This window comes from Corynebacterium spheniscorum, from assembly GCF_900113445.1.
Lineage (GTDB): Bacteria > Actinomycetota > Actinomycetes > Mycobacteriales > Mycobacteriaceae > Corynebacterium > Corynebacterium spheniscorum.
In genome coordinates this window covers 264,822-289,990 of record NZ_FOPJ01000001.1, presented here as the reverse complement: position 1 = coordinate 289,990, position 25,169 = coordinate 264,822, and the positions used below count along the sequence as shown (strand labels likewise).

At 56.7% G+C, this 25,169-nt stretch carries 24 protein-coding genes; 7 read left to right on the top strand and 17 right to left on the bottom strand.

Annotated elements, in window-relative coordinates:
- The first annotated feature begins 30 nt into the window (after positions 1-30).
- A complete protein-coding gene (locus tag BMZ01_RS01340; protein ID WP_092283616.1) occupies positions 31-291 on the top strand; it encodes a WhiB family transcriptional regulator in 261 nt (86 codons plus the stop codon).
- A 203-nt stretch (positions 292-494) separates the two neighbouring features.
- Positions 495-569: a 50S ribosomal protein bL37 gene (locus BMZ01_RS11510; protein WP_370513925.1), complete on the top strand. Its 75-nt coding sequence runs from the start codon at positions 495-497 to the stop codon at positions 567-569.
- A 726-nt stretch (positions 570-1,295) separates the two neighbouring features.
- Here BMZ01_RS11510 and BMZ01_RS01330 read toward each other — a convergent pair.
- The 4 genes from BMZ01_RS01330 to BMZ01_RS01315 form a co-directional block, all read right to left on the bottom strand.
- Positions 1,296-1,547 carry a hypothetical protein gene (locus BMZ01_RS01330; RefSeq protein ID WP_092283612.1) on the bottom strand — a complete coding sequence of 84 codons (252 nt, stop codon included), beginning with the start codon at positions 1,545-1,547 and terminating at the stop codon, positions 1,296-1,298.
- On the bottom strand, positions 1,544-2,167 hold the full coding sequence (locus tag BMZ01_RS01325; RefSeq protein ID WP_092283610.1) for a sigma-70 family RNA polymerase sigma factor: 624 nt from the start codon (positions 2,165-2,167) through the stop codon (positions 1,544-1,546). The genes BMZ01_RS01330 and BMZ01_RS01325 overlap by 4 nt, the downstream gene beginning before the upstream one ends.
- 145 nt (positions 2,168-2,312) lie before the next feature.
- Positions 2,313-2,864 (bottom strand): hypothetical protein, encoded by a 552-nt coding sequence (locus BMZ01_RS01320; RefSeq protein ID WP_092283608.1) that lies wholly within the window; start codon positions 2,862-2,864, stop codon positions 2,313-2,315.
- Positions 2,865-3,399: 535 nt separating this feature from the next.
- A complete protein-coding gene (locus tag BMZ01_RS01315; protein ID WP_223845848.1) occupies positions 3,400-4,509 on the bottom strand; it encodes an LGFP repeat-containing protein in 1,110 nt (369 codons plus the stop codon).
- A 607-nt stretch (positions 4,510-5,116) separates the two neighbouring features.
- On the opposite strand from BMZ01_RS01315, the gene ybaK reads away from it, so the two are divergent.
- The 4 genes from ybaK to BMZ01_RS01295 all read left to right on the top strand — a co-directional run bounded on the left by ybaK (position 5,117) and on the right by BMZ01_RS01295 (position 9,694).
- The gene (gene ybaK, locus BMZ01_RS01310; RefSeq protein WP_092283606.1) at positions 5,117-5,623 is read left to right on the top strand and encodes a Cys-tRNA(Pro) deacylase; all 507 of its coding nucleotides are present in this window, start codon (positions 5,117-5,119) and stop codon (positions 5,621-5,623) included.
- A 96-nt stretch (positions 5,624-5,719) separates the two neighbouring features.
- On the top strand, positions 5,720-7,108 hold the full coding sequence (gene aroA, locus BMZ01_RS01305) for a 3-phosphoshikimate 1-carboxyvinyltransferase (protein WP_223845847.1): 1,389 nt from the start codon (positions 5,720-5,722) through the stop codon (positions 7,106-7,108).
- A complete protein-coding gene (rsgA, locus tag BMZ01_RS01300; protein ID WP_092283604.1) occupies positions 7,108-8,139 on the top strand; it encodes a ribosome small subunit-dependent GTPase A in 1,032 nt (343 codons plus the stop codon). The genes aroA and rsgA overlap by 1 nt, the downstream gene beginning before the upstream one ends.
- Positions 8,123-9,694 carry a chloride channel protein gene (locus BMZ01_RS01295; protein ID WP_223845846.1) on the top strand — a complete coding sequence of 524 codons (1,572 nt, stop codon included), beginning with the start codon at positions 8,123-8,125 and terminating at the stop codon, positions 9,692-9,694. Before rsgA ends, BMZ01_RS01295 begins: the two co-directional genes overlap by 17 nt.
- 99 nt (positions 9,695-9,793) lie before the next feature.
- On the opposite strand, the gene BMZ01_RS01290 is transcribed toward BMZ01_RS01295, so the two are convergent.
- The 4 genes from BMZ01_RS01290 to BMZ01_RS01275 all read right to left on the bottom strand — a co-directional run bounded on the left by BMZ01_RS01290 (position 9,794) and on the right by BMZ01_RS01275 (position 13,493).
- On the bottom strand, positions 9,794-11,095 hold the full coding sequence (locus BMZ01_RS01290; protein WP_092283602.1) for a fatty acid desaturase family protein: 1,302 nt from the start codon (positions 11,093-11,095) through the stop codon (positions 9,794-9,796).
- 39 nt (positions 11,096-11,134) lie between these two features.
- Positions 11,135-12,265 carry a ferredoxin reductase gene (locus BMZ01_RS01285; RefSeq protein ID WP_092283600.1) on the bottom strand — a complete coding sequence of 377 codons (1,131 nt, stop codon included), beginning with the start codon at positions 12,263-12,265 and terminating at the stop codon, positions 11,135-11,137.
- A gap of 279 nt (positions 12,266-12,544) precedes the next feature.
- Entirely contained in the window at positions 12,545-13,075 is a 531-nt protein-coding gene (locus BMZ01_RS01280) for a DUF6912 family protein (RefSeq protein ID WP_092283598.1), read from the bottom strand.
- A gap of 7 nt (positions 13,076-13,082) precedes the next feature.
- Positions 13,083-13,493, bottom strand: a complete 411-nt coding sequence (locus BMZ01_RS01275) for an HAD family hydrolase (protein WP_092283596.1) — start codon at positions 13,491-13,493, stop codon at positions 13,083-13,085.
- A 177-nt stretch (positions 13,494-13,670) separates the two neighbouring features.
- Between BMZ01_RS01275 and BMZ01_RS01270 the strand changes: the two genes are divergently transcribed.
- On the top strand, positions 13,671-14,216 hold the full coding sequence (locus tag BMZ01_RS01270) for a hypothetical protein (protein WP_092283594.1): 546 nt from the start codon (positions 13,671-13,673) through the stop codon (positions 14,214-14,216).
- A 204-nt stretch (positions 14,217-14,420) separates the two neighbouring features.
- On the opposite strand, the gene secA is transcribed toward BMZ01_RS01270, so the two are convergent.
- The 9 genes from secA to BMZ01_RS01220 all read right to left on the bottom strand — a co-directional run bounded on the left by secA (position 14,421) and on the right by BMZ01_RS01220 (position 25,128).
- Complete coding sequence (secA, locus tag BMZ01_RS01265; RefSeq protein ID WP_092283592.1) at positions 14,421-17,015, bottom strand: preprotein translocase subunit SecA; 2,595 nt, start codon at positions 17,013-17,015, stop codon at positions 14,421-14,423.
- Between the two features lie 413 nt (positions 17,016-17,428).
- Positions 17,429-18,100, bottom strand: coding sequence for a ribosome hibernation-promoting factor, HPF/YfiA family (gene hpf / locus BMZ01_RS01260; RefSeq protein ID WP_092283590.1), 672 nt, complete (start codon positions 18,098-18,100; stop codon positions 17,429-17,431).
- A gap of 244 nt (positions 18,101-18,344) precedes the next feature.
- Positions 18,345-18,623 (bottom strand): hypothetical protein, encoded by a 279-nt coding sequence (locus tag BMZ01_RS11330; RefSeq protein WP_223845844.1) that lies wholly within the window; start codon positions 18,621-18,623, stop codon positions 18,345-18,347.
- A 350-nt stretch (positions 18,624-18,973) separates the two neighbouring features.
- Positions 18,974-20,677, bottom strand: a complete 1,704-nt coding sequence (gene lpqB / locus BMZ01_RS01250) for an MtrAB system accessory lipoprotein LpqB (protein ID WP_092283588.1) — start codon at positions 20,675-20,677, stop codon at positions 18,974-18,976.
- A gap of 3 nt (positions 20,678-20,680) precedes the next feature.
- Entirely contained in the window at positions 20,681-22,366 is a 1,686-nt protein-coding gene (gene mtrB, locus BMZ01_RS01245; RefSeq protein WP_280513517.1) for an MtrAB system histidine kinase MtrB, read from the bottom strand.
- A gap of 26 nt (positions 22,367-22,392) precedes the next feature.
- Complete coding sequence (gene mtrA, locus BMZ01_RS01240; protein ID WP_092283586.1) at positions 22,393-23,073, bottom strand: MtrAB system response regulator MtrA; 681 nt, start codon at positions 23,071-23,073, stop codon at positions 22,393-22,395.
- 69 nt (positions 23,074-23,142) lie between these two features.
- Positions 23,143-23,739, bottom strand: coding sequence for a dTMP kinase (locus BMZ01_RS01235; RefSeq protein ID WP_092283584.1), 597 nt, complete (start codon positions 23,737-23,739; stop codon positions 23,143-23,145).
- A gap of 33 nt (positions 23,740-23,772) precedes the next feature.
- Entirely contained in the window at positions 23,773-24,126 is a 354-nt protein-coding gene (locus tag BMZ01_RS01230; protein ID WP_092283582.1) for a DUF4259 domain-containing protein, read from the bottom strand.
- A gap of 585 nt (positions 24,127-24,711) precedes the next feature.
- Positions 24,712-25,128 (bottom strand): hypothetical protein, encoded by a 417-nt coding sequence (locus tag BMZ01_RS01220; RefSeq protein ID WP_092283578.1) that lies wholly within the window; start codon positions 25,126-25,128, stop codon positions 24,712-24,714.
- Positions 25,129-25,169 lie beyond the last annotated feature (41 nt).

Genomic DNA, 25,169 nt, shown 5'->3' with positions numbered 1-25,169 from the left:
CAGTGAGATGCGTGAAGGAGATACCCCATTATGGATTGGCGTCATGAAGCTGTTTGCCGCGATGAAGACCCCGAGCTGTTCTTCCCCGTCGGTAACTCCGGCCCTGCCCTAGCCCAGATTGCTAAGGCCAAAGTTGTATGTAACCGCTGCCCCGTTACTTCCCAGTGCCTACGCTGGGCCCTAGAAACCGGCCAGGATGCTGGTGTGTGGGGCGGCATGAGCGAAGATGAGCGTCGTGCTCTGAAGCGTCGCAAGAACCGCAGCCGTGGTCGTGCCCGCGTGACCGTCTAGTAACTGCTGCTTTCTTTTCCACCAGCTTCTAGTCTTTCGACGCAACTCTCACACACCCCCCCATATAGTAGGCCTTGTGCCTCCTTATTTAGGCGGGGTTGTTCATCGGAAGGTCCGGGGTAATTTCCTGGACCTGAAGGCAACCAGATAGAGTGGTTCCCGTTGATCAACCCCCTTTTCTATGCATCAAGGAGAACTCCGATATGAGCAAGCGTGGCCGCAAGCGCAAGGATCGTCGCAAGAAGTCTGCTAACCACGGTAAGCGCCCCAATTCCTAAACCTTATTGAGGCAACTTCTTTCCCCCTTCGACAAACACTGTCGATGGGGGATTTTCCATCTTTAACCCGTTGCTGACCAGGACAGACTCGTAGGTCGTCACGCCGACTCCACGGTCCCGGAAGCCCGGGCCAGCGGAGCTCAAGCGCCTGAGACTAAGAAGGCGATCGCGGCGGGGAGTATCTTTCTAGGCATCCGGAAGGTTTAAGCCCGATGTGAAAGGTGACGCGCTCGCCTCGGGACAGGCCCCGGTGACTCGCGATTGGGTGGATTGTCTCCTAGTCGAAACACGCGCCTTTATGGACCTAGCTGAGTCCTTGACCGTGAAGCGCCTCGCCCTATCGGCGATAAACGCACTGACACTAATGGAAATGAAATACAGAAACCAGGATTAACCCATCTGCCATGAGACGCTCATAGAGTCAGGCGTGGCTGCCCCCGGATCCGTGCGCGCCCTCTCAGCTCCTGCCGACCGTAGGGGTACCAAATAACGGTGTGGGGTGAGGGTAAAAGGAAGGGGTGCTGTGGGGATCATTTATCGCGACTATAGCTAGTGCTCAACAGCGATTAGCCCCGAAAACAACGCGGACACTATTTCTCTACTCACCTTCAAGGGGAGGCAGGCGTGGCAAAGCTGAGCCCGCGCATATGCGTTTCTGTTGTGAAACGCGGCAGGAGGCGGATCTCGAGGAAAGCACAAAGGCCACCTCGGAAGGTGGCCTAGTTTTTAGTATTCGCGAGTGACGCGGATAGACATGGTGATTTTTTGGCGCAGCGTTACCGGGGCGGGCTGGCAGCAGCAGCGATGCAGGAGCTCGCGGATCTGTTCTTCGCAGCAGAGTTGGTGGTAGAGCTCGGGGTATTGCTCGATGCGGGCGCGAAGTTCGGCGCAGCGGGGCTCGGGTTGGCGCTCGTCGAGTAATTCCAGGAGTAGTGCGTAGATTTCGGCAAGCTCATCCGGGTGTTGGGGGGTGCTCACTTCTTCTCCACCTTCTTCCCAGCTAAATCGGGTTTTTCTGGTTCTTCCTCGGAAGGCTCGCGGCCAATACCGTGCTCGCGGGCTACCTCCTTCAACAACTCGCGGAGCTGTTTTCTTCCCCGGTGCAGGCGACTCATGACCGTGCCTAAGGGGGTGTCCATGATTTCGGCGATCTCTTTATAGGCGAGGCCTTCGACATCGGCGTAGTACACCACCATGCGATAGTCTTCGCTGAGCTGGTTCATGGCATCGGCGATTTGCTGATCTGGCAGGCGTTTGAGGGCCTCAACTTCTGCGGATTGCAGGCCCGTGGAGTCATGGGAGCTGGTGGTGTACAGCTGGTGGTCGGTGATGTCCTCAGCAGAAGTTTGGGCTGGGCGGCGCTGCTTCTTCCGGTAGTGGTTGATGTAGGTGTTGGTCATGATGCGGTAGAGCCAGGCTTTGAGGTTGGTGCCGGGCTTGAAACTATCGAAGGCTTGAAAGGCCTTGATGTAGGTTTCTTGCACCAAGTCTTCCGCATCGGTGGGGTTGCGGGTCATCCGCAGCGCACCACCATAGAGCTGGTCGAGCAGGGGCAACGCTTCAGCTTCGAAGCGTTGGGCGAGATCAACATCCGCCATAGGTGCTCACAACCCCCTTTTATGGTGTTGAGATGGAGAAAGAATGTGAGCTTATTCTACTGAAGTGGGGTGCGGGGATGATCAGGTGGGGTGTGGGCTTTGGGGTGTGGGCTTTGGGTGGAAGCTGGAGTCGCGGCGAGGCGGTTTAGCTATGCGATGCTTTATTCCCCCCGATACTGCGGATGGAAGCCAGCACCATGTTAATGACCAGTAGGACAATGCTGATACCGATAAGCGAAAGCCCGGCTCCGATACCGTCTTGGGATGCCACCCCAAAGGAGGATGCGAAGGAAAAGGCGGTTGCAAAGCCACAGGCAATGAGCAGCGCAGCGAGTACTGCGGCAGAATATTTCGCTTGCTGTTTCCAGATGAGGAAAAGATCGCCGAGGATCACCATGACAGCGCAGCCGGCACCCTGCCAGTAGGCATAGTCAACATATGCCCCATACGTTAGGAAGTCCCGAAGATCGAAACCAGAGTTGGGACTCCAAGTAAACCAAACTGCCGCACAGATGAATCCCCAAAGGAAAGCCAAGGCACCTAATTTAAGGGGATTGTCGATGGTTTCAGTGCCATTGGCTTTCTTATCCATCCGCTTCGTGGATTTCAAGAAGATGAATAAGGCCACCGCGACGGGCAAAAAGGTCAGTAAAACTGTGCCGCTTAAGAAATCCTGCCAGCGGAAGGTGGAGAGCATGTTCAAAGTCCTAACTGTAGAAGGGCGGAGTCGTAGGAGAACTAGAGTTGTCCCAGGTGCGTCCCAGTCACAACCACCCAGTACGTATCCCTGAGGTCCCGGCACTTATAGCGCGCGACGTCATACGCTGCATAGCGGTCTGTACAGATGGTTTCCATGTCTTCGTGCAATTTGCGGTTACAACCACCGTATTTCCCCGGGCTGGCATCCATGCATAGGTCATGCCTTGCACATGCACCCCTGAAGTTCGCCTTAGTTCCACCCAGAAACACTGCATCCGGAGACTTAGTGCAGAAATCATGGCGAGCGTAGTGTTCGCGATGCTTATAACCGGACTGGCAAGCCCAGTAGTCGTAATGCGCAGGAATAGAGATGCCGCCATAGTCTGGGGTGGTGGAATCTGGAAGTGGGCATTCAGAAGCTGCTAGCTGAGTGTGCTTCAATCGTTGAAGCCCATCCCTCAAGGAAGCTTGGCCAGCGTCATCATCTGCAATGGAAATACCATGCGTTTCTATTACATCGAGCAGGAAGTTGCTTATGGGCTTGCCGTCGACAAGAGTGTCACCGGTATCAGCAATTTCTGCGGTGACGTCCATCGGCTTTTTGAGAATTCTTGGTACGTAGCAATGGGATAGTCATCACGGTGAGCTGCAGAGGAAGTCGGATATCCCCATTGGCCCTGTTCATAGCCACTCTTAGACCAGATGAGTAGGGGGACACCGCTGACGTCATGTGCGCCGTACTGAGGGTGCCAGAAAATCACGCCACCGAGGAAGTTGTTGTACCGCCCGGTTCCGTCAGCTGTGGCGGTCTCGTCATTGAGCGGATAACTAAGTGGTCCCAACTCTGCACCGAGCTCCACCCACTTATCGAAAATCGCGCCGCCGATTGCTGCCATGCCGGCTAAAGAACCCATAATGTGCCAATCTTGGAAGTCCTGACGACGTCCAACACCATCGGCCGCAACGTATTCATCACTGGTGGGGTACCCCATACGCCCGGCTTCCCAACCGTTACGTGCCCACACAGTGGCAAAGTGCGTTGACACGGAATGGGCCCCAGTATCCGGTTGCCAGTAGATGTGGCCGTTTAGAAACTCGTTGCGTCGGCCAACCCCATCCGGAACACCAAGTTCGTTTGACTTCGGCCACGTCAGGAAGCTACGTGGGCCGCCCATAGAGTCATATTTCTCTCTGATCGCACCGCATACCTGATAGGGACTCGGCCAGTAGGTACTGCAATGCGAGGCAGCCGAACGAAGTGAAGGTCCTTCACCAAGTGCAGCAGCTTGCTCTTGCGCTTCCTGGAGCTCCGCTAGATCTGCTTCTTCCTTGGTGAATCCGCCGGGGATCTCTTCCCGGTCAGAGCGCATCTTCCCCGGAATAATTTCGGCCTGCGGCTTTAAAGTCGGGTTCCAGTTCACACCGGCCTGATTATCAACATTGTTTTTATCGAAGCCTGGCTCCTGTGAATTCAAAGTTTCATCAGGTTGAACCTGCAACGAATAGCGATCTGCAAGTGAGACTTGCTCCGCATACGCCATTTGATCAGCGAGACTTTCACCGGTCTGGGCAAAACTAGGGGGCGCCAACGACAGCATCAACACTGATGCGGAAGCCCACACTAGAAGCTTCGGTTTTCCCATAGGGGTTGTTCCTAAAATGAACGATTTTGGATACGGGCAGGGGGTAGTTCAATGAGCATCCAAAAGCTCGATGCTTTAGTGGGCTGGCCACTGAAGAGTATCTGAGTAAAGGAGTATCGTCTATAGCTTTGCAAAACTACCTACCCCCAAATAGGTAAAATCCCGGCCAGAAACCTAAGAAAACTGATCCTCTTCGAGGACACTCCTACCCCCACAACATGAGACATGATGAGGAATAAAGATGAATCAATCCCCTACTTTGAGCTTGTTTATGCAGCTCAGCAAGATATTCATCTCTAAGCAATTGGCAGATACTCTATGATTTCGATTGACTGAAAAAATCGGACAATGGTACTACCTAGCGAATACATTGTTTCGTTTCTCGTACCTGAGAGTTTTCTTCACCCAAGGGGTTCCGCCAATCTCCCGTTCAAAAATGATTATTTAAGCTCCGACCCCCACTATGTCTTTTCTATACACTCCCCTCAGCGACCATTACCCGCTTAGTTATGGCACCAGGATTTTGCGCGATGCTCGTCAGGACGCTCCACAACCAATAGTCCTCGGTGACGAGTGAAGCGATACAAATCAGGCAGAATAGCTACTTATGGCGAAGAAGAAGTCCGGCCGCGCGGCCGCACCCACACAAGCGGTAAGAGTCCTCGTTGAAGCTAATGTGCCGCATAAGCTGCGGCACTTTGATGCTGGCTCTGATCATTTCGGACAACACGCGGCAGAAGCTCTAGCGGAGGAAGGCGTTGTTCCCGAGCAGATCTTCAAGACCCTGGTAATAGATGCGGGGAAGAAGAAGCTTGCTGTGTGTTGTGTGCCGGTCAGTGCGCGGTTGTCCTTGAAGAAAGCAGCTCAGGCATGGGGTGTGCCGAAGGTTGCCATGGCGGATCCGGCTGATGCCCAACGTTCTTCTGGTTATATTCCTGGCGGGATTTCCCCGTTGGGGCAGAAGAATCCCTTGCCAACTTTTGTGGATGCTTCGGCACGGGACTTTCCGATGATTTTTGTTTCCGGTGGGCGCCGCGGCCTTGATATCGCCTTAGCCGCTGATGACCTGGTCAAGCTTTCTCAAGGGGCTTACGCAGACCTCCAGGCTCAATAAAACCCGATCCTCGGGTTGGCCTCTGGGGCTTGGGCGGGGGTTGGAGTTTTTGGTCTTCAGGCACGTAGCTCGCCGGGGTTTCCTATGATGGGAGCCGTGAGTGCCCAAAAGAAGACCAGTGCTGCCCCCTTTGCGGCTCCCCAGGCGCGGGGACCGCTGCGGTGGGTTCAGTCCATCCCAGGGTCGAAATCCATGACCAACCGCGCCCTCATCCTTGCTGCCGGTGCGGCGGGACGTTCGGAAATTTTTGGTGCTTTACGTAGCCGCGATACCGACCTCATGATTGAGGCTCTGCGTTCCCTAGGGGTACGGATCCGGGCGGTATCCCCCACCCATGGCAGTGAAAGTGACTGCTTAATTATTGATCCGCCGAGTGAAGGGGAATATTCCGGGGGAACTGTTGACTGCGGTCTTGCTGGCACGGTAATGCGGTTCTTGCCGCCTTTGGCTGCACATTCGACTGGCACTGTGTTGTTTGATGGTGATCCGCAGGCTCGAACCCGCCCGATGGGTGCAATTTTGGATGCTTTGCGCAAACTCGGTGTGGAGATTGAAGGAGACTCGTTGCCTTTTAGCGTGCATGCGCGGACTGATCACACCCCACGTGGCGGCGAAGTGGAAGTGGATGCTTCTGGGTCCTCTCAATTCATTTCGGGGCTCCTGCTCAGTGCGCCTTTATATGAAGAAGGCATCACCATTAAACATGTGGGTGCTACCCTGCCGTCCTTGCCGCATATTGATATGAGTGTGGCAATGCTCCGGGAAGCTGGGGCGCAGGTAGATGCGAATCTTTTCGAGCACACCTGGTCGGTACAACCAGGTCAATTAGCGGGGCGCACCTGGCATATTGAACCGGATCTTTCTAATGCCACGCCTTTCTTAGCTGCGGCCGCGGTAACTGGTGGCAGTATGCGTATTCCGCATTGGCCGGCTCATACCACCCAAGCTGGTGATGCGATTCGCGATATTTTGAAGGACATGGGGTGCACCATCACCACCGAAACGCATGCTGATGGTCGACGTGACCTGATTGTGGTGGGCCCACGTGGTGGGCATCGGGCATTAAAGCCTGTGGACCTGGATATGTCTGCCATCGGTGAGCTCACACCCACTGTGGCTGCACTGGCAGCCTTGGGTACCGAGCCTTCACGCTTGCGTGGCATTGCGCATCTGCGTGGGCATGAAACAGATCGCTTGGCTGCGCTGAGCACCGAGATCACCAAGTTGGGTGGGCATTGTGAAGAGCTCGCCGATGGCCTGATTATCCGCCCGAAAGTAGAGGCCATGCATGGTGGGGTGTGGCATTCCTATGCTGATCACCGCATGGCCACCGCCGGGGCGATTATTGGCCTGGTGGTTGAGGGGGTGGAAGTGGCTGATATTGGCACAACTGCAAAGACCTTGCCGGGCTTCGAATTGATGTGGGCCACGATGGTCTCAGAAGGTTCACATCCAGAGGCAGCGGATCCGGAGGATCACCGCTAATGGCTGCTCGTCCCACTCATCTTCGCCGGGGCGGCAGGCAGTGGGACGAGTCTGACGTCCGTGTCCGCGCCCCGAAACGCACCCGCCCGCGCACCAAGGATCGCCCCAGCCACGATGACGCCCTGTTTGGGATGGTGATTACTAAAGACCGTGGCCGATGGGGAGTGATCTTGGATGATCGCCCCGAGGGCCCGGAAGTCACCTGCATGCGGGCCCGGGAATTAGGACGCACCGCCATTGTGGTGGGCGACCGCGTGGGCGTGGTGGGTGATACCTCCGGCAAGGAAGGCACCCTAGCTCGAATTGTGAAGCTGGAGGAACGCCACTCGGTACTGCGGCGCACAGCCGATGATAATGACCGCTATGAGCGCATTGTGGTGGCGAATGCGGATCAGTTATTGATTGTTACCGCGGTAGCTGACCCACCACCTCGAACAGGGTTTGTGGAACGTTCTTTAATTGCGGCTTTCGCCGGGAATCTCACACCTATTTTGTGTTTAACCAAATCTGATTTGGCGGATCCGGCGGAGTTCGCTGCAGAGTTTGATGGTCTAGATATTCAAGTAGTGGTGTGCGGAATTGATGATTCGCTCACACCGGTGGCTGATTTATGTTCCAATAAGATCACTGCCCTAGTTGGTCATTCTGGGGTGGGTAAATCTACGTTGGTGAATCGCTTAGTCCCAGATGCTGATCGCGCTACTGGTGAGGTATCTGGGGTGGGTAAAGGCCGGCATACCTCTACTACTTCGGTGGCCTTGCGCTTACCGGAGGAGATTGGTGGCTGGATTATTGATACCCCGGGTATTCGTTCCTTGGGCTTAGCCCATATTGACGCGGAGATGGTGCTGCAGGTATTTGATGACCTGGCAGCCGCTATTGAGGATTGTCCGCGTGGTTGTACTCATATGGGGCCCCCAGCGGACCCGGAATGTGCCCTGGATTTATTAAGCGAGCCCACCTCGCAGCGCCGGGTTGAAGCGGTGCGCCGATTATTGGAGGCTCTAAGAAGTAATGTCGACTGGGAGTAAGCCCACGCGCAATCGTGAAGGCGAGCGTCGTGGCGCCTTCTCCAGGTTGCCGCGCCCAAAATTACCTACCCCTCGGCTGCCGAAGAAGCCGGAGATCCTCAATGAGGATTTTATTGGCGCTGATGCTGAATTAGCGCGCGTTTCGATTAACCGGATGGCCTTGATTGCCGCCGGGGTGGGTGTGGTGACGGGACTTTTAGTTGCGTTATTGAACTGGACGGTTATTTGGACTGAGCGCGCCATCTACGGGGTGGATCATATTAACGCCAGCGCCCCAGCCTTGAACGTTTCCCCTGAACGCACCGGTGCCTCAATGCTGGTGCTAGGTTTTGTGCTGAGTTGGGTGATGTGGGCTTATCACCGCTTCGGCCCCAAAGCTGTGGCCGTTGGTGGGGCGATGAAAGCCCGACGCATGCCGGTGATTAAGACCCTCTCGAGTTGCTTTATCCAAGTAACCTCGGTGGCGGTAGGTGCACCCGTGGGGCGTGAAAATGCACCGCGGTTAGCAGGTGCATTGAGTGCTTCGCGGGCAGCGGATTGGTTGAAATTAGACCGCGAAGCACGGCGCTTAATTGTTGCTTCCGCGGCCGGCGCGGCCTTGGGCGCGAGCTTCCACCTGCCGTTGGCCGGAGCAGTTTTTTCCCTGGAATTGCTCTTGCGGGAATTAACGGCGCGCTCCATTGTGGTGTCGATGATGACTTCCGCTGTGGCGGTAGCTACCACCGGATTATTTGTAGAAAGCCACCCCATTTTCCGCACTGTGCCCTTGGATGAAACCGCCCAAACACTCTTTGCGGCCGGCATCATTGGGGTGGTTGCGGGACTGATCGGGCATCTTTTTGGTCAGGCTGCGCGTGTGGCAACAGAGTATTCTCCGGGACCGGGGAAGAAAATCTTATGGCAAATGCCGTTGGGCTATGTGCTGATCGCCTTAGCGGCGTATTCGGTACCGGAATATGGTGCCAATAATCGTTGGGCAGCAGGCGCGGTATTAGCTGAGGGGCTGCCCATCAAACTGCTGGTGGTGTTGGTGCTGCTGCGGATGTTCACCTATTTGGTGGCGCTGCGGGTAGGCACCATTGGCGGTATGTTGACCCCCGCTTTTGCCAATGGCGCTTTAATTGGGGCAATTATTGGTACCTTATTGCACCCCCTTTTGCCGCACGTTCCGGTTGAAGCTTTTGCGCTTTTAGGTGCCGCGGCTTTTCTTTCCACCGCAATGGTGGCCCCCATGTTTGGGATGATTGCGGCAGTGGAATTTACGGATATGGTGCCCCAAGGATATTTGCCGGTATTTACCGCGGTGGTGGCTGCCGCGGTGGCGGTGCGGATGCTGGGTATTGCGGCGGCACGCCGTGCGCCTTATGTCCAGGGTATGGATCCGGAAGAATCGCGTTCGATGAGTGAAGCGGAGCATAAAATCAGCGAAGATTCCCGCGCTAAGAAACGTAAATCAGAACGCGATAAGGAAGCCGCCCCAAGTTCGCGGGCCACGCCCAGGAAATCCGGGAAGATCGCGACCCGGAAACCTCCCGAGAATTCCCAAGAAGAATAAAAGAGGTGCGGCATGCCGAAGCCCCACGCTTAAGCGGAATAATTTCTGCTCAGCGTGGGGCTTTCGGTCTCGGATAAAGCTTAAATCCTGGTGAAAGAATTAAGCGTCGAGGCGGTGGTGGCGGCGTTCCGGGGTACGGCCGGTGAAGTTAGCGATGGCCTCCATAACGGTGGGGCGCAGACGCTTGAGCAGCACCAACCCGGTAGCGAGACCGCGGCGTTCGCCGTGCTCGTCCTCGCCGATGTGGAGCTGCGCCTCAACCTCGGGGTTGTCGGTGAAGGCACGGTTGGAGCGCACCTCCGGGGCATTATCGGGGCTGGCTGCCAGATATTTATTGGGCAGGGTCAGCTTGAGGAGGGTACGCTGCACCTTGGCGAGCTGCTTGGGGAAGGAATCGACGTTATAAGGAATATCGTATTCCTTGCACAAAGCCTCCACCTGGCGACCAATTTCAGCCAGGCGATTCGAGGGCATATCGGGGAAGATATGGTGCTCGATTTGGTAATTCAGGTTGCCGGACATAATGGTGAGCAATTTGCCGCCACGGAAGTTTGCGGAACCCAGCATTTGGCGCAGATACCATTCTGCGTGGGTTTCATTCTTGTACTGTTCCTTGGTGAAGGTTTCTGCTTCATCCGGGAAGTGGCCGCAGAAAATGACGGCATAAGCCCATACCGAACGAATGAAGTTCGCGGTGGCATTGGCGGCAATGGTGTGCTTGAAATTGGGGCCACTAAGCGCCGGGTAGAGAATATAATCGCGGCTCATTTGGCGGCCGGATTTACGCATTGTTTCCCAGAACTTCGGGGCAGTTTCTTCCCAGGTGGCGCGGCCGGTAGCGAGGCGGCCGAGCTCCACGTCATAAAAACCAACCGCCCACTGGAACATGGAGGCCAAGGTGGCGTTTACAACCGGCTGGAAGGCGTGCAGGGGGCTCCATTTGCGGTCGCGGGTAACGCGCAGGATGCCGTAGCCGACATCGGAGTCCATGCCGATGATATTGGTGTACTTGTGGTGCACATAGTTGTGGGTGTGCATCCACTGACTGGAGGGGCAGACGTTATCCCATTCCCAGGTGGTGGAGTGAATTTCGGGGTCATTCATCCAATCCCACTGGCCGTGCATAACATTGTGGCCAATTTCGAGGTTCTCCAGGATCTTGGAGATACTCAGGAGGCTGACGCCGGCCCACCACAATGGTTTTTTGTGGGAGAAGAGTAAGGCGATGCGGCCGCCGGTCTCAAACATGCGTTGGGTGCGGATAAGTCCGCGGATATAGCGCACATCCTTTTCGCCAAGGTCGGCTTCGACCTCGGCTTTGATGGCGTCTAAGCGGCGCCCGATTTCTTCAATATCATCATCACTGAGGTGTGAATATGCGCGAATGTTGTCAATAGCCATGGTGTGTGTTTCTCCTCAAAGGGGGTATTTTTTAGCGGTTTAGCAGTCGACGGTGACGTCGCCAGCGGCAACGCACACGCAGGTGCGGATGCGGGAACCGGGTTCGTGTGTTTCGTTGGTGCGTAGGTCGTGAACGAATCCGGCAGAAAGCTGTTGCACGCAGGTTTGGCAGATGCCCATTCGGCAGCCAAAAGGCAACATGATTCCCGCTGATTCCGCGGCCTCAAGGATGGTGGTGGCACCATCAGCTTCAACAGTGGTGCTTTTTTGAGCGAAGGTGATCGCCCCACCGGTGGCATCGCTGGCGCGATCCAGGGTGAAACGTTCAGTGCGGAGCTCAATCTCGCGTTCTTCAGCCCAGGTTTCTAGGCCATCGAGCAATGGCTGCGGACCGCAGGCATACACCACGCGTTCCCGAACATCAGGAACCAAGGTTTCTAGATCATCTGGGCTGATGCGGGGGCCATAAGCTTCATCCGTATCCTCGCCGGTGACGCGCAGGATGACCTTGGTTTCTGGGTAAGCGGCGACTTGCTCTAACACTTCGGCATAGAGCAGGTCGGAGCGGTGACGCACTGAATGGATGACGGTTACATCATTCATATCCTCACGGGACATGAGGCTGCGCAGCATGGCCACGATGGGGGTGATTCCGGTGCCCGCGGAAATGAAGAGAATCTTTTCCGGTACGGGCTCGGTGAGGTGGAAATCGCCGGCTGGAGCAGCGAGGCGAATGTGCATCCCCGGTTCGGCGAGGTTCACCAGGTGGCGGGACATGCGACCTTCGTCGATGGCGCGCACGGTGATGGTGAAGATGCCATCGTGGGTTTCGGGGGCGTCGGTGAGCGAGTAGCTGCGCCAAGTGTAGCGGCCGCCGATGAGGACACCGATGCCGATATATTGGCCGGCGTGGAAATCGACGGGGACTCCCCACCCAGGGCGAATGCGCAGGGTAACGGTCTCATCGGTGGGATAGCTAACGGCTTCGATCCGGCCTCTTAGTTCTCGGGAGGACCACAGTGGGTTGATCAAAACCGTGTAGTCATCCGGGAGAAGCGGGGTGGTGAAGCGTCGCAGGAATCCGCGAGTGCGCTTGAGCGCGTCTTTAGACTGCTTGGTCCTAGTGCGAGGTGTGCGGCCAGAGGCTGCCTTTTCGGCGGCGTGGCGCATACTGAGCGTGGACTGCGGCGATGTCTTCTTGGGCTGGGGTGAAGTCATGCGGTGCACCTGCATTTAGTTAGTCGAACAAAGCTTACTCCGGCGTAGCCTACGCTAGCGTAGCTTGCATGTCTAGTGCTTCCGTCCCAGAGTGCGCAAAAAGATTACCCCCAGAGCCCCGGCGCGAAGGCTGTGCGGGGACTGGGGGTTGGTGGTGGTGCGGGGCTCGCAGGTGCTGCTTGGGGCTGGCGGGAGTCTGCTGGTAGGGGCAGCTGGTAGGGGGCTTCTCCCCTAGCCTGCTAGCCCGAGATCCATAATCGCGGCTAATTCGCTGATGTCATACCAGGCCATAAAGTTATCCAGGGCATCTCCAACAATGAACTCGGCGTCTTCATCGCCTAGGTCCGCTGCTTGGATTGCTTCCATTGCTTTGGCGGTTTCGGCTTCGCTTTCGGCAATATCTATGTGCACGCATACGCAGTCTTTAAGCTCTACCTTCGCCGGATCTAGGCTGACCACGGAAATACCGAGGTCTTCCCGAATAGTGGCTTGCTTATTTGGGATGTCTGCTGAGATCACCACGCGACGGTAGGGGTATTCCGCTTCCTTGTTTTCTTCTATATCGCGCTGAAGCAAGCGGATGGAGGCCTCGGAGGCATCCACGAAGGCACCATGTTCAATCAGTTCGATCTCATCGGCGCTGTAGTCGCCCTTGCAGGCCTCCGCAGCGGAGAAGGCATAGCCCGGCGGAATGAGCTCTAATTGCTGCGTCTGAGCAAACTCGCGGAGCATGGTGAAGGTAGCAGGAATATAGATGCGCATAGTGCGGCTAGAACTCCCCTTCAATATCAAAAAGCCCGGTGATTTCTACAACCGCGCGATCGAATTGCTGGTAGTACACACCCACAAGGCCGGCTTCGACTGCGGCGCGCACATTCAAGATGGAGTCATCCACCAGCACGCAATCGTTCATCGGCAGGCCCATGGAATCAGCTGCTGCTTGGAAAGCTGCGGTTTCGGGCTTCTCGGCACCGATTTCGCCGCTGAGCAAAACCGCATCGACAATGCCGCGATATTCCCATTCGCGGATGGGTTCCGCGCTGGGACCGCCCGCATCATTGGATAAAATCGCGGTGCCGACTCCGTTCTTCTTGGCGGCAGCAAAAAGTTCGCGCCAGCGACGCTGGTCTTCTTCATTGCCGTCTAATACACCGACATAGTCGACGATAAGTCCACGCACGTACGTAGTCTCCTCTAATTGAAAATTCTGTTATGACGCTTAATCTTTAGGCTGCGCACCGCAAGAGTGAAATAAAAATTTTCCTTCTACTGCTGGCGCCTATAGCCACGTCCATGCCACAATACTAACTGTCTTTATGCGTTTGCCCAGTGTGCACCCTCTTAGAAAGAGTCCTGCATGCTGCAACAAATCCCGGGTTTCCGCTTCCTGATGGTCATTGATGAAGCCCCCATGCCCGCACCAGGTGCTTCGAGCACCCCAACACCGAGCGTTAGCGGCGGTGTATGTCACCTTGATGGTCAAGCGCAGAACTTGACCATAGTTACCCCCTCAGGGGCATCCAAAAGGCAGCTTCACCGCCTCATCCACCTGGCCTTGGAAATTTGCGTGGGCTTAAAACCGGAAACGAAATTAGCCAGCTTGGAACTTGGTCGCAGTGCGCGGGTGCATATTATGTCTCAGCTGCGGAAGCGCCACCCGAAGCACGCATCAGAGCAGGTCACCATGGTGCATTTAGATAGTTTGCATCTTCGCCCGCACCATAGTCAAGAGCTCCTGGAGGTCTTTGGTACCTGCACCATGGCAATTACCCGCGGCGCGGCAACTGGCCTAAAAACCCAGTCAGCTGCGCTGGGGCGTTCCGTGCATGCCTTTACTGCGACCTTATCCCCGCGGCCACACAGCATTGTTGGCTGGGCGCTATTAAGTTTCCGGGTGTTTTAAGGCGCTGGTGCCCCTACTCCTCCGGTCCGCAGAGCCTGTTCATGGCTACTTATGCGGAAAAAGGGGCCGCGGCGCTACTGTTAGCGTCACAGCCCCCTAATACGTAGCCTCTTGTGCTGCCTTAACTGCAGGGCGGACTAGGAGGGGTGCGCGGGGTGCGGCCACGGCCTCGAGACACGACGGGCCCCAAAGCTCCTAGGCGCCTTAGGCGCCCATCACCTGCTCGCTACTATCGTCCGGGCGCACATCGGTGCTGGTGGTGATCGTCGGGCCGGAGGTCTCCGGGTTATCGAATTGGCGGCGCAATAGGAAGAGCTGGCGAACAGTTTCTTCCTTAATGGCGTCCTTCATGGCATTGAACATATCGCCACCTTCTTTTTGGTACTCCACCAAGGGGTCACGCTGCGCCATTGCGCGCAGGCCAATGCCTTCCTTGAGGTAGTCCATTTCATAAAGGTGCTCGCGCCACTTCTGGTCAATCACCGGCAAGATCACCATGCGCTCCAAGTTACGCATCTGGGCTTCCCCACCAATGGCACTGACATTGCTTTCTAGCTGCGCATACTGCTCGTGCGCATCATCAAGCAAGGCCTGGCGCAGGTCATCGGCGCTCAGTTCACCAGCGGCACCATACTTGTCTTCGGCACGCAGAGTTTCCCAGCTGAAGCTGGGGCCATAGAGCGACTCCAGGGCATTCCAGAGTTCATCCAGATCCCAGTCTTCGACATAGCCCACGGCGGTAGCGCCATCAACATATGCGCTAATGGTCTCATCGATCATGTTCTGGATATGCCCGGAAATATCCTTGGCTTCCAGAATTTCGCGGCGCTCCGAGTAGATCACCTTGCGCTGCTCATTGAGCACCTCATCGTATTTGAGCACGTTCTTACGCATCTCAAAGTTCTGGTTCTCCACTTGGGTCTGTGCGCCCTTAATGGAGTTGGTGACCATCTTCGCCTCAATCGGCACATCATCAGGCACATTGAGGCGGTTCATCATATTTTCCATCGCTTGGCCGACGAAGCGAACCATCAGCTCATCACGCATGGAGAGGTAGAAACGGGTGGCACCGGGGTCACCCTGACGTCCAGAACGACCACGCAGCTGGTTATCAATACGGCGGGACTCATGGCGCTCAGTACCCAACACATAGAGACCACCGGCGTCGCGAACCTCATCAGCTAAAGCAGCGGCGCGTTCCTTCACACGCGGCAGTTCCACATCCCAGGCTTCCTGGTATTCCTCCGGGTTAGCCACAGGATCCAGGCCGCGATGACGCAAGTTAATGTCAGCAATGATGTCCGGGTTGCCACCCAACACAATGTCGGTACCGCGGCCAGCCATATTGGTGGCCACCGTCACCGCACCCGGCAAACCGGCCTGCGCAACAATCTCAGCTTCCTTTTCGTGGTGCTTAGCATTCAACACGGAGTGCTTAATACCGCGGGATTGCAGCAACCCAGAAAGATATTCCGAACGCTCCACCGAGGTGGTACCAACCAGCACCGGCTGGCCATTGGCTGCACGCTCAGCGATATCTTCTACTACCGCAGCGAACTTTGCTTCCTGGGTCTTATAGACGCGGTCGGTGAGGTCTTCACGCTGGTTCGGGCGGTTAGTCGGGATCGGCACCACATTGAGCTTGTAGATCTGGTGCAATTCCGAAGCTTCAGTTTCCGCCGTACCGGTCATCCCGGCGAGCTTGTCATAAAGGCGGAAGTAGTTCTGCAGCGTAATCGTGGCGAGAGTCTGGTTCTCGTTTTTGATCTCTACGTTTTCTTTAGCCTCAATGGCCTGGTGCATGCCTTCGTTGTAGCGGCGGCCACCCAGCACACGGCCGGTAAAGGCATCCACGATGAGCACTTCCCCATTGCGGACGATGTAGTCCTTATCGCGGGCAAAGAGTTCCTTCGCCTTCAGCGCGTTGTTGAGGTAGCTCACCAGCTGCGAATGCTCTGGGGCGTAGAGGTTATCGATACCTAGTTGGTCTTCGACATAGGCGACACCATCTTCAAGCACACCAACGGTGCGCTTGCGGTGGTCCACCTCGTAGTGGATGCCTTCTTTCATGCGCGGGGCGAGCTGCGCGAAGACATTGTAGAACTGCGAGGAGCCATCCACCGGACCAGAAATAATCAGCGGGGTACGGGCTTCGTCAATGAGGATGGAGTCAACCTCATCCACAATGGCGTAGTTGTGGCCACGCTGCACTAATTCATTGAGGGAGCGAGCCATATTATCGCGCAAATAATCAAAGCCCAGCTCATTATTGGTGCCGTAAGTGATATCAGCGTTATAGGCGGCGCGGCGCTCATCCGGGCGCATGGAAGAAAGGATCACGCCCACATCCAGGCCGAGGAAGCGGTGCACACGGCCCATCCACTCAGCGTCACGTTTTGCCAGGTAGTCATTGACGGTGACCACGTGCACGCCCTTGCCGGTGAGGGCATTGAGATAAGCCGGCAGCACACAGGTCAGGGTTTTACCTTCACCGGTGCGCATTTCGGCGACGTTGCCGAAGTGTAGTGCGGCACCACCCATGATCTGCACGGGGTAGTGCTTTTGGTCCAGCACGCGCCAGGAGGCTTCGCGGGCGACAGCGAAGGCATCAAGCAAAAGATCATCGACGTCTTTGCCATTAGCCAGTTCGTCCTTGAACTCCTGGGTCTTTGCCTTAAGCTCTTCGTCGCTTAGGGCGGCGTACCGGTCCTCCAGTGCGATGACGTCGTCGGCGATCTTCTTTAGTCGCTTGACAGTACGTCCCTCACCGACCCGGAGGAGTGTGGAGAGTCCAAACACGAGTTGTCGTCCTTAAAATGTAGCGGTGTTGTTCTAAATGCAGCGCAGGGTTGTGCTGCTCCTAGCGCTTGGCGCACCTCAAACTCAAGAGTCTGAGGGCACGCAAAGCAATCATCCCGCTATTCTACGCACACCACCACCGAGATGATGTGCTGATCCTAGCTAGGGTCACTAAGGCGCAGCTAAAAACGAAGAAGTAGCACTGCCCTCGCGGTCCCCCATGGCTTCCCCCATCACCTCCGCAACAGCTTCCCCAAGCACCCCACGCCAAGGCACCCGCACCTCTCCTTTAAAAACGAGAATCTCCCCCGCAGTGGGGATGGTCCTTGGTAGAGAACCTCCGCGGGGGAGAAAGGCTTCCGCGCCTGATGAACGCCTAATCAGCGCCTCATCAGCGCCACTAGGTCTAAGAATTACTTCTCAGCGTCATTGGTCAGCGCGATCAGGCCATAGTCGAAGGCGTGGCGACGGTACACCACAGAAGGACGACCAGTCTCTTCATCAACGAAGAGGTAGAAGTCGTGGCCCACCAGCTCCATCTCGGAGAGGGCATCATCAACACTCATCGGAGTGGCGGGGTGTTCCTTCGAGCGAACCACGCGGCCCGGCACCACATCATCGACCTTGTCAGCATAAGGATCAACGTCGTAGGGGCTTTGCGCGTTCTTCGCTTCCTGCGCCTCAGCGACCAGGTCAGCGGCAATCTCGCCAGTGGACTTGGGGGCGCGGTGGCCAGAGCGGGAGATGCTGCGGCGGGCCTTCACCTTACGTAGGGAACGCTCCATCTTCGCCAGAGCGGTTTCCAGGGCCGCATAGAAGCTGTCTTCCTTGGCCTCGGCGCGAGCAATGTGGCCCTTACCGGTGGCGGTGATCTGAATGCGATCGGATTGCGCCTCACGGCGCGGGTTGGGCTCATGCTGGAGCTCAACATGGAAGAAGGTCAGCGTGGGGTCGAGTCGGGCGATCTTCGCGAGCTTATTATTTACTCGCTCGGCGAAGTGTTCCGGAACCTCAACATTGCGGCCAGTAATGGAGACTTGGGTCTCCGGGCGCAGGCCTTCATTCTTCTCAGCAGGTGTAGTCACTTGCTTCTTCCTCCCATATTCGGCGGGACTGTGCACTCCCTATGGTACCTGGGTATGAAACATTCTCGCCACGGAGCCCCACTCCCCCCTGCACCCTCCTAATAGGCACCTGAGCTGGCATTTCACCGAGACCACCTGCAGGTTTCAACTACCCCCGCCCCCTTATCTAGGTGTTGAACTTCTAGGGTTTTCCCATACTCTTTCACGCCGAGTTTCGTCTCCCTTGACCTCAGCACCCCCACTTTTATGCCTCACATAGGCTCAACCCCGCCACCACATCCACCCCATGAAACCTCAACATATTCGCCGTCGCCTCCATCGTCGCCCCGGTAGTCACCACATCATCCACAATCACCACGTTCCCCAACTCCCGTGGATCCACCCCGGCCCCCAACCACCGCAGCTGCCCACTAAGGTTCTCCCGGCGCGCCATGACATCCAACCCCACCGAGTCCTTCACTTTTCGGCTATGCCGCACTAATACCTGGGTTTTTATGCCGCTGGCACGACAGCAATCTGTCACATGGTCCCCTCCCCTTGCCTTCATGCTGCTTTTCGAGCTCGGGGCTGGAACTAGGCAAATACTGTGCGGGAGCTCACCGCGGGACTGTAGACGAAGCACTCCCGCCTTAAGTAATGCGCCGACATGCTGCCGGATTCTTCGATGCGCGTTCTCTTTCATCGCCAACACCACTTCCCGGTGCGCATCGTTATAGGGCCCAAAGGCGTAGATGGGGATCTGCGGGTCCACCCTTGGGGTGATGCGCTGTGGAGGTCGCGCCAATACGTGTTGGCAGCGCTGGCATAGCCACACCCCCGCTGTCCCGCAGCCTGCGCATTGTCGCGGAATTATCAGCTCAGCCAGCTCATCGATCAATGCGATACCACCGGGGCTGAGCGCACACCTTGTAGGCCCGGTACTTCGCGCCAGAAGGAGCTATCTCCACCGGCGGCAGATAGTTGCAGCACCGCTCGGCCATCGGTGAGGTAAATGGTTTGGCTACTTGCAGCCACTGCTACCACCGGGGCACTGATATTGCCGCTGGGCAGTGAGCTTAATGCGGAACCATCTTGTTCCACCCGCCAGATGGGGGTTTCTGCTGCTGAGGTTCCTACCAGGATGGAACCATCCGGTTGCCAATCCAGGCTTAGTGCCTGCCCGCTAATATGCGGGGCGACTTCCTGAACGTTGGTGATCTTTCTTTCCCCGGCTTCTGGCCGCGAGATCACTGCGGTAAATACTCGCCCATCAATAATCATTGCTGCCCGCACACCGGTGCGAGATAGCCGGAATACTGAGATATCCCCATCAATGTCTTCTAGCCCGGAGCTATCTACTTCGGTAATGGCATAGCCACCGGTTGCCGAGCGCACTACCCGTACAATCTTCTTGGCATCCACTACGGCCCACACTGCGCTGGGTTCGTGCTCGAAGCTGGGGCGGGTGATGGATTTGCCGCTGAGAATCTCGGTTAATTCCCCATCAAGGGTGCCGCCCATTAAAGCTGAGCTGCCATCAGCGCGGCGCTGTACCGCGGCGATTTTATCCGGCGAGGCAATATCCACGGAGGTGATATTGCCGACGTGTCCAGCATCCCCGGTTACTGGTTCTGCCCCACCACCACTGATTTGTTGCACCGACCCATCCGTTAGCGCGTAAAGCGTGGATACAGATGAGGCTTTGGGGTTAAATTCCGCCACATCATCGGTGGTGAGTTTCGGGGTGTTTTCTAGCAGTGGTGCCCCATCACCTAATACTTGGTAGGGCCCGGGCACATTCGCCATGGCGAGGGTCCACACCAATCGTGCGGCAAAGCGAGTGCGTTCTGCTTCGCTTAGGCCCCCAAGCCCAGTGAATTGGTAAACCCCATCTTCTAAGCCCACAAAGCGTGCTTCCGGTGGGAGCTCATTATCCACTGCCGGGGCTAGCACCGTGGAGGGGCCTTCCATCATCAGTGAGATCAATACCGTATCTAAGGTGGAACGCCCGGCGAATACCCAGCGGCGATCACTTACTAATACCTCATCGGAGGAGTCGAAGAAATACACCTCATGTGGTTGGTATTGGTTGCGCAATTCGGTGCGCTCTAGCACCACCCCGGCAGGTAGCGAGGAGATCCGCCACTGCCCATCCACCATCCGCATTTCTACGGTTGCCTCATACACCCCATTTTCTGGGTGATAGGCCCCTCCGCTTGCTAGTCGCCCAATTACTGTGCCGCGTACCGCGAAGGTGCGTTTCTCGGCGGTGGAACCGGGCTGGGTGTTTAAGTCAATGCGATCGACCACCAGGGTGGATTCACGTGGATCCCACCCTTTAGAGGTTTCCGGTGTTAAAAAGGCGCGGGCTGCCTGAAAATTTTGGGTTGGTATCGCTGCGACCGTATAAAAATCGCGCAGTAGTAGGTCAGCTTCGCGCCCGGGTTCTGGTCCAATGGCGGTTTCTTCCGGGGAGGGCGCCACAAAGGTGCGCAGTACCTGGGCATCGGTATTCCGCGGCAAACTCGTACATGCGCTAAGCCCACCAGCCCCTAGGCTCAGGGCGATCGGCAGAGCCAGGAGGCGATAGTTCTTCATCTTCTACTCGCGTCCTTTCTCTACCTCAAGTAGTTTTTCTTCGGTTTCCGGGTTAGCGATCCGCGGCGGCGCCAAACTCATCCCCGGTGGTGGTTGGAAGATGTCGTGGATGGGGAATCCTTCCTCATCAACTTCTTCGCTGATTTCCAGCGGGCCAGGGGCTGCCAACATCATGGGTTCTTCTGTAATGGTTTCCCCTGGTTCCTTCGGCAGGATCAGCCGGAATTGGGATCCCACCCCAGGGTTGCCAATCGCATCAAGTATGCCGCCATGCAGCAGCGCATCTTCTCTGGCGATAGCTAGGCCCAGGCCGGTTCCCCCAGAATGCCGCACACGGGAGGCATCTGCCCGCCAGAAGCGGTTGAAGGCTAATTCTTCTTCCCCGGGTTTTAGCCCCACCCCATGGTCAGTGACGCTAATGCCCACCGCCCAGGAGTTTTCCGCCAGCCGTACCTCTACTGGGTTACCTTCGGAGTGGTCAATGGCATTGGCCAAGAGGTTGCGCAGGATTCTTTCCACACGGCGGGCATCACCGCTGATATACACCGGGGTTTCGGCAATATCGAAGAACACTGGAACATGCAGTTCCACTGCGAGGTGTTCTACTTGTTGCCAGGCGGCATTAATGGCGGTTCGCACGTCGAAGCGGGTTTCGGCGAGGTCCGCGACACCCGCATCATGCCGGGAGATTTCTAGCAGGTCAGCCAATAATGCTTCGAAGCGGTCGAGTTCGCGGATCATTAATTCCGATGCCCGCCGGGCGCTGGTTTCCAGGGCATCGGGGTCCGCAGCAATAAGGTCTGCGGCCATGCGCACCGTGGTTAAGGGGGTGCGCAACTCATGGGAAACATCGGAGGTGAATTGGCGTTGTAGGTCGCCATATTCTTCCAGCTGGGAGATCTTGGTAGAAAGTGATTCCGCCATGGCATTAAAGCTGGTGGCAAGGCGCGCCATTTCATCTTCACCATCAACCAGCATGCGTTCGCGTAGATGCCCGGCGGCTAAGCGTTGGGCAATGCGGGAGGCAGAACGTACCGGCGCGATGACCTGCTGGGTAGCTAGCCAAGCGATCCCCACCAAAAGCACCACCACGGTCACCCCGGCTGCGGAGAGTAAGCCGCGCATCAGTGCCAGGGTGGCTTCGTCTTGTTCCATGGATAGCACCAGGTACACCTGCAGGTCAGGGATATCTGAGTCACTGGGGCTGCCGATGACGAGCGCATGGTAGCTGGATCCATCGACGCGGTCGACGGTGGTGAATTGATAGGACACCAGCCCTTTAGAGACGAAGCTTTGGAGGCGTTGGGGGATGCGGTAGCCCTCCGGGGAGGTCACCGTTTCAATATCGTCATGGCCGGGTACCAGCAGTACTGGTTCATATACCGCGGCTGCGGCGGAAGCTTCGCTTGATTGGGTGGAGCGATTAGATAGCGCTGCGCGCGCTGAATTTAAACGCACCTGCAGGGAGTTTGATGATCCGGTGGCGTCGATTTGTTGTTCCACGGTGACGCGGGCACGGTCGATCTCCGAGCTGGCGATATCCAATTTGGTGTCCACCAGGCGGCGGGTCACCACCGAGATCATGACGATCCCCAGGATCGTCATGACCACAGCAGCAGCCAAGAGGATGGACCCGATCACGCGGATCTGCAAGGAGGTTCGCCATAGTTCCCAGATCCGGGTGCGGATGCGGTGCGTATAGGAGGAAATGGTGGTTACTCTCCCTGCCCGGTCTTATAGCCCACACCTCGCACGGTGAGCACAATATGGGGGTTTTCCGGGTCCTTTTCAATCTTTGCGCGCAGGCGCTGCACATGCACATTGACCAGGCGGGTATCAGCCGCATTGCGATATCCCCACACCTCGCGCAGTAATTCTTCGCGGGTAAATACTTCCTGCGGGCGCCGCGCCAAGGTGGCCAGCAGGGAAAACTCCAACGGGGTTAGCGAGATCTCTTGCTCCCCGCGCTTAACGGTGTGCCCGGGGATATCGATGGTGAGGTCCCCCACCTCAATAACTTCGGAGGGGTCAGAGTCGCTGCGGCGCAGGCGGGCACGGATCCGCGCGATGAGTTCCTTCGGTTTGAAGGGTTTGGTGATGTAATCATCGGCTCCGGATTCCAGCCCCAGCACCACATCCACGGTGTCGGTTTTGGCGGTGAGCATCACAATCGGCACGGTGGAGTTTTGGCGGATGGTTCGGCAAATATCCACCCCATTCATGCCGGGCAGCATGAGGTCGAGCAGAATGAGGTCGGGTTGTTCGCGCTCGAAGGTGGGGACGGCATCATTGCCATCCATCACAGCGACCGGGTCGAAACCTTCGGCTTCTAAGACGATGGTGAGCATTTCCGCGATGGCGGGGTCGTCATCAACGACGAGAATTTTCGGTGCCATGGGGTGCATCTTCTCCTGAGTGCGTGGGACGTGAGCGACGAAGTTGTCATCTGCTTTATACAGTACGTGTTATCCGCGCAGGTGCTTCAAAATTTCTTCCGCAGAATCGGTAACCAGCCAGGGGCTTAACCAATTTTCTTCGGCGAGCTGGAGGTAGGCCTCAAAGGTGCGGGTTTGCAGGGTGTTGTCGCGCTCATAGGCATCCCGAGATCGTGTGGAATCCGCGGTTTCCCGGTTTCGTGCGCGCTGCGCGGCCGTCTGTGGATCAGTGCTTAGCAGCACTTGGAGGCGAGGAGTCGGCAAAGAAAGCTCCTCGCATTCCAGCTCTTTTACCCAGTTGGCGATCGCCCGATCCCCACTTCGAGCCATAGAGTACGCAGCATTAGAGGCGATATAGCGATCGCATAATAAAAGCTCCTCGCTCTCGGCGTATTTCTGCAAGGTATCTAAGGCCCCGTGGCGATCCAAGGCGAACATGGTGGCCATCCCATAAATGGAGTCCACCAGGTCCCCGCAGCCGCCATGTAGTGCGCGCGAGGCAAGATCAGCGTGGATGGATTCGCCATAGCGTGGGAAGCTCAGCACCTTAATGTCAATATGCGCACTGAGGTTTTTCACCAGGGTGTTTTTCCCGGCCCCATCAATTCCTTCGATGGCGATAATCATCGCGTCCTGCTCTCTTAGTCGCGGGCGTTGGTTTTAGGACAATGCCTCAATATAGAGGTCGATATCGTGCTCGGTTTCCACCGCCTCTAAGATTTCCACGGCGGCTTGGTGGAGCTTTTCACTCCCCTGCCCAATGAGTTCGCGGATAAAGGGGTAGTTATCGGCAACCTCTGCTGCTGAGAAGGGGGCCCCAGCCCAGATGGCGGCCAGCGTGGCGGCAGCTAGCCCATTATTTTCTTCCACGCTGGTGCTGGTTTCACCTTCAGCCAGCAGCACGCACGCATCGGTGACGGTGGCTAAAATATCTTCTTCTTCATAAGTGGTGAGTTCATCGAGGAAGTCGACGTTGTCGTCATTCTCGAACACCTCAATGTCCCAGGCGCCCATAGTGGCTGCACTTCTCCTTCACTAGCTGTGCCGTGTCTGTGTCTTTCATACCTCAGATTAAACAAGGTGTCATCATGCACCCGCGCGTTGTGTGGTGTCCCCTGCGGGTTTCACTCTCCTCGATTCAGCGAAGCATGAACTGCGTAAATGGCATAACACGCCTGGAGGCCCCCTAGATCGGGTTAATTTTTCCTTAATCTATTGTTTTCATAGCAAGAAGACCGTACATTTCTTGCCACAAGAGTCAGGACCACCCGCAACATAGTCGCCCTCTTTTGGGGAGGAACCGCAGTAGCGGGGTTAGTGCAGAGCAGTGATGGAAGTTAAGCAAAGACATGCAGTGATCTTCATTGTGGTCGGCTGCTTGCTTGCCTTAACAATCGGCTGGTTTGTGTGGCGTCTCAGTTCCCCGCCCATAATCCACCAGGCGCGGCATACCCTCGCCGAAAGCAGCCGAAGCTTAAGCACCCACCCTGCCTCCCCGAGCTCGGGAAGCAAAATTTTCAGCACCTCCCATGTTGATATGCCCACCCCGGATCGTTTGGTTGAGGTGCAGCGTGATGATCCTTTTCTAGCCCCTCATGCCTATATTGCGCCGCGCGCGGTGCCCGCGGTTCCGACGCGGTTTTTTCGCCCGCCGAGCCAGGGTGAAGATGGGGTGATTGCTGCGCCTGCGCCAGCGAGCTCCGCGCGTGAGCAGAGTACCTCCGTGGCGCCGCCGCCGGTGGCTTCGACGAGTGCGAGTTCTTCTTCTAAGGTGCCGCTTCCGCCCGCGCCCACGCAGTCTTCCCCGATGGAGCCCACGCCGACGGAGCCTTCTCCTGTGGAACCTTCACCGACCGAGCCAACTCCTACGGAACCTGCGCCGACGGAGCCCCCGGAAACTACCGAGACCACGGAAAGCAGCTCGACGACGACTAGCACCCCGAGTCCGACGCCGAGTGTGAGCCCAAGTGCCACACCAAGCCCAAGCTTCAGTCCGAGTCCGACACCGAGTTTCACACCGACAATGACGACTTCCCCAACGCCGACTGTGACACCGA

Excerpts from the sequence above, each read along its gene's own strand:
- BMZ01_RS01230 (WP_092283582.1), bottom strand. The coding sequence starts at position 24,126 with ATGGGCGCCTGGGACATTGAGGTGTTCGAGAATGACGACAACGTCGAC.
- BMZ01_RS01235 (WP_092283584.1), bottom strand. The coding sequence starts at position 23,739 with ATGATTATCGCCATCGAAGGAATTGATGGGGCCGGGAAAAACACCCTG.
- BMZ01_RS01340 (WP_092283616.1), top strand. The coding sequence starts at position 31 with ATGGATTGGCGTCATGAAGCTGTTTGCCGCGATGAAGACCCCGAGCTG.
- BMZ01_RS01320 (WP_092283608.1), bottom strand. The coding sequence starts at position 2,864 with ATGCTCTCCACCTTCCGCTGGCAGGATTTCTTAAGCGGCACAGTTTTA.
- mtrA (WP_092283586.1), bottom strand. The coding sequence starts at position 23,073 with ATGGCACCGAAAATTCTCGTCGTTGATGACGACCCCGCCATCGCGGAA.
- BMZ01_RS01295 (WP_223845846.1), top strand. The coding sequence starts at position 8,123 with ATGTCGACTGGGAGTAAGCCCACGCGCAATCGTGAAGGCGAGCGTCGT.
- BMZ01_RS01325 (WP_092283610.1), bottom strand. The coding sequence starts at position 2,167 with ATGGCGGATGTTGATCTCGCCCAACGCTTCGAAGCTGAAGCGTTGCCC.
- BMZ01_RS01315 (WP_223845848.1), bottom strand. The coding sequence starts at position 4,509 with ATGGGAAAACCGAAGCTTCTAGTGTGGGCTTCCGCATCAGTGTTGATG.
- ybaK (WP_092283606.1), top strand. The coding sequence starts at position 5,117 with ATGGCGAAGAAGAAGTCCGGCCGCGCGGCCGCACCCACACAAGCGGTA.
- BMZ01_RS01285 (WP_092283600.1), bottom strand. The coding sequence starts at position 12,265 with ATGCGCCACGCCGCCGAAAAGGCAGCCTCTGGCCGCACACCTCGCACT.
- BMZ01_RS01270 (WP_092283594.1), top strand. The coding sequence starts at position 13,671 with ATGCTGCAACAAATCCCGGGTTTCCGCTTCCTGATGGTCATTGATGAA.
- lpqB (WP_092283588.1), bottom strand. The coding sequence starts at position 20,677 with ATGAAGAACTATCGCCTCCTGGCTCTGCCGATCGCCCTGAGCCTAGGG.
- rsgA (WP_092283604.1), top strand. The coding sequence starts at position 7,108 with ATGGCTGCTCGTCCCACTCATCTTCGCCGGGGCGGCAGGCAGTGGGAC.
- BMZ01_RS01290 (WP_092283602.1), bottom strand. The coding sequence starts at position 11,095 with ATGGCTATTGACAACATTCGCGCATATTCACACCTCAGTGATGATGAT.
- BMZ01_RS01280 (WP_092283598.1), bottom strand. The coding sequence starts at position 13,075 with ATGCGCATCTATATTCCTGCTACCTTCACCATGCTCCGCGAGTTTGCT.